At 65.0% G+C, this 2,677-nt stretch carries 5 protein-coding genes; 1 reads left to right on the top strand and 4 read right to left on the bottom strand.

What is annotated here, in order from left to right:
• Positions 1-286 (top strand): hypothetical protein (locus VNZ93_RS08960; protein ID WP_325703149.1); only part of this gene is annotated, 286 nt, incomplete at its 5' end.
• A 56-nt stretch (positions 287-342) separates the two neighbouring features.
• On the opposite strand, the gene VNZ93_RS08965 is transcribed toward VNZ93_RS08960, so the two are convergent.
• The 4 genes from VNZ93_RS08965 to VNZ93_RS08980 all read right to left on the bottom strand — a co-directional run.
• Positions 343-1,053, bottom strand: coding sequence for a fumarylacetoacetate hydrolase family protein (locus VNZ93_RS08965; protein ID WP_325703152.1), 711 nt, complete (start codon positions 1,051-1,053; stop codon positions 343-345).
• Complete coding sequence (locus VNZ93_RS08970) at positions 1,050-1,460, bottom strand: cupin domain-containing protein (RefSeq protein WP_325703155.1); 411 nt, start codon at positions 1,458-1,460, stop codon at positions 1,050-1,052. Before VNZ93_RS08970 ends, VNZ93_RS08965 begins: the two co-directional genes overlap by 4 nt.
• Positions 1,457-2,392: an NAD(P)-dependent oxidoreductase gene (locus tag VNZ93_RS08975; protein ID WP_325703159.1), complete on the bottom strand. Its 936-nt coding sequence runs from the start codon at positions 2,390-2,392 to the stop codon at positions 1,457-1,459. The genes VNZ93_RS08970 and VNZ93_RS08975 overlap by 4 nt, the downstream gene beginning before the upstream one ends.
• Positions 2,338-2,677 (bottom strand): substrate-binding domain-containing protein (locus VNZ93_RS08980; RefSeq protein WP_325703162.1); only part of this gene is annotated, 340 nt, incomplete at its 5' end. The genes VNZ93_RS08975 and VNZ93_RS08980, both read right to left, overlap by 55 nt.

Here is a 2,677-nt window from a genome sequence, read left to right on the forward strand (position 1 = left end):
AGGCGCGGGGCGCGAATTTGCCCGCAAGCACGGTTTCGTGCCGGTCAACCACGTCATCGTGGCGAAGCAGTCCGTGGTAGACCAGCATCGCGATGTGCTGATGGCGTTCTGGTCGGCGGTCAAGGATGCATGGAAGGACACCGCGTCGGCCAGGGAGCTTCCCATCGGCCGCAAAGCGATCGAACCGAGCGTTGCGCTCGCGCTCAAATACATCTCGGCCCAGAGCATGTTGCCGCGGCCGATGACCGAAGCCGATGTCTGGGCCGGGCTGCCGGACGGGTTCTGACGTTGCTGTCATTCCGGGTTCGTCGCTTCGCGACGCCCGGAATGATCAGCCGGCTTTCAGCCCGCGAAGTTCACAGAGACCTTGCCAATCGGCGCAAGCTCCCATGACAGCGTCCTGTCATCCGCCCCGAGAAACAGCGGCGGCGTGACCGAGCCCGCGATCACGACATCGCCCGCCCTCAGGACTTCGCCGAACGCCGCGAGCGTCGCCGCAACCTGACGCACGATGTCCAGCAGCCGGCCGGTATTGGCTTCGAGATCGGCCGGGACCGGCACGGATTGCCCGGAGCGGATCACTTCGCCGGTCAGTGCCGTCAGCCCGCCGGGCAACGCCACCGCGCGGCGCGGGCCGAACAGGACGTGGCGCTGGAAGATATCGCCGGCGAGGATCTGCTCGACGTCGTCAATGGGCCCGTCGATGTCTGCGAGTTCAATCGCAGGTCCTATGGCGGCGATGGATTGCGCCGCGTCCTGTTCGCTGACGCCGGCCGGCACATCGCGGCCGATCTCGACCGCGATTTCGGGTTCTGCGGCCGGCTTCGTCCAGCTGGCAAGCGACACGCTCGCGCCATCTGGCAGGATCGCACGGTCGAGCAGAAACCCGACGAGCGGCGCTCCGATCTTCAGCTTCTCTTTTGCCGCCGGCGCGCCAAAGCCGACCTTCCATCCGATGCGGCGTGCGCCGGATTGCTTGCGTTCGTCGAACAGCGCGAATTGCCGCCGCATCCCTGCCTGGATGCGGGGATCGTCAGATGCCGTGCCCGTCATGCGTGGCTCGCGGGATCGACTTCGTAGCCTGAGTCTTCGATCGAGCCGGCGCCCATCCAGCCCCAGACCAGCACGACGTCCTCGTCCGAGGTATTGTTGAAGCCGTGCCAGCATCCGCGCGGCGAGTAGATCACGTCGCCTTCGCCCGAGGGCTTGTCGCCTTCGTCGGTGTAGATGTGGCCCTTGCCCTTCAGCACGATGAAGAATTCATCGCAGTTGTGGTGGCGGTGGCTCTCGTGCCGCGCGCCGGGCTTCAGCACGGTCCAGCCGACCACGTGATCCGCGCCGGCCGATTTCTTGTCGATCAGGAACTGGACCTGCATTTCGACCCAGCCGTCCTTACGCGCGAGACCCTCGACCTTGGGTACGTCACGGATATTGGTGCGATACATCTTCGGCGTGTTCACTGCGGGTGTCCTCCAAGGCGGCGATAGACCTGATGCGCGACGACGAAATCGTTTCGATCGATTCCGAGCCCTCGGCAGGCGTTCATCAATTCATTTGCGGCGGCGGCGAGCGGCACCGGGCTGCCAAGCTTGCGTCCCATGTCCAGCGCGAGGATCATGTCCTTCTGTTGCAGCGTCACGTCGGCGAGCGGCACGTCCGGCATCTTGCCTTCCAGAATGAAGGGGCCGCGATAGCCGAGCACGGGTGCGGCGGCGACGCTTTTGAGGATCGCATCGACCGCGGCTTCGCGAGACACGCCGCCTTTCTCCGCGAGTGCAACGGCCTCGCCGAAGGCGATCACCTCGACCATGAGCAGGAGGTTGACCGCGATCTTCATTTTCACCGCAAGGCCGCTCGCGCCGATGCGCGTGACCTTCGGTCCGATCGCGAGCAGAACGGGTTTGACCTTCTCGAACGCGGCTTCATCGCCGCCGACCATGACCGACGCGTTGCCCTGAGCGAGCGTCACCGGCGAGCCGGAGATCGGCGCGTCCAGCATCACGAGGCCTTTCGCCGCGAACGCGTCGGCAACCTCACGGGTGACTTCCGGCGCGATCGTGCTCATGTCGATATAGACGGAGCCGGGCTTCAGACCTGCGATGATGCCATCCGGCCCGAGCGCGACGTCCTTCACGGCCTTGCCGTCGGTGACGACGGTGAACACGACATCCGACACTTCGGCAACCGCCCGCGGTGAATCCGCCCAGGCCATCCCGGCATCGAGCAGCGCTTTCGCCTTCTCCTTCGTTCGGTTCCAGCCGGTAACCTTGTATCCCGCGGCCTGAAGGCGCGGCACCATGCCGAGACCCATCACGCCTAGGCCAACAAACCCGATTTTCACGCCTTTTCTCCTGCAACTGCGATCATTCTTTTCCTGGTCGTTCCGGGACATCGCGCGGTCGAATTGCGCACGACGGTTTCGACGGGCAGCACAAGATGGTGCGGCTCGGATGTTTCGTTCTCGATCAGGTCGACGAGGAGACCTGCGGCCTCGAAGCCTGCCTTGTGATGCTGAACGCGGACGGTCGTCAGCGCGGGAGACAGGCGGTCCACAAGTGGCATGTCGTTGAAGCCGGTGACGGAAACATCGCCCGGGCAGGCGACGCCGTGCCGCCGGAAGGCCGAAATCGCGCCGATCGCGAGCCGGTCGTTCGCGCATACAAGGGCGGTGAAGCGC

Origin of the sequence: Pseudorhodoplanes sp. (assembly GCF_035565795.1) — a bacterium.
Classification (GTDB): Bacteria; Pseudomonadota; Alphaproteobacteria; order Rhizobiales; family Xanthobacteraceae; genus Pseudorhodoplanes.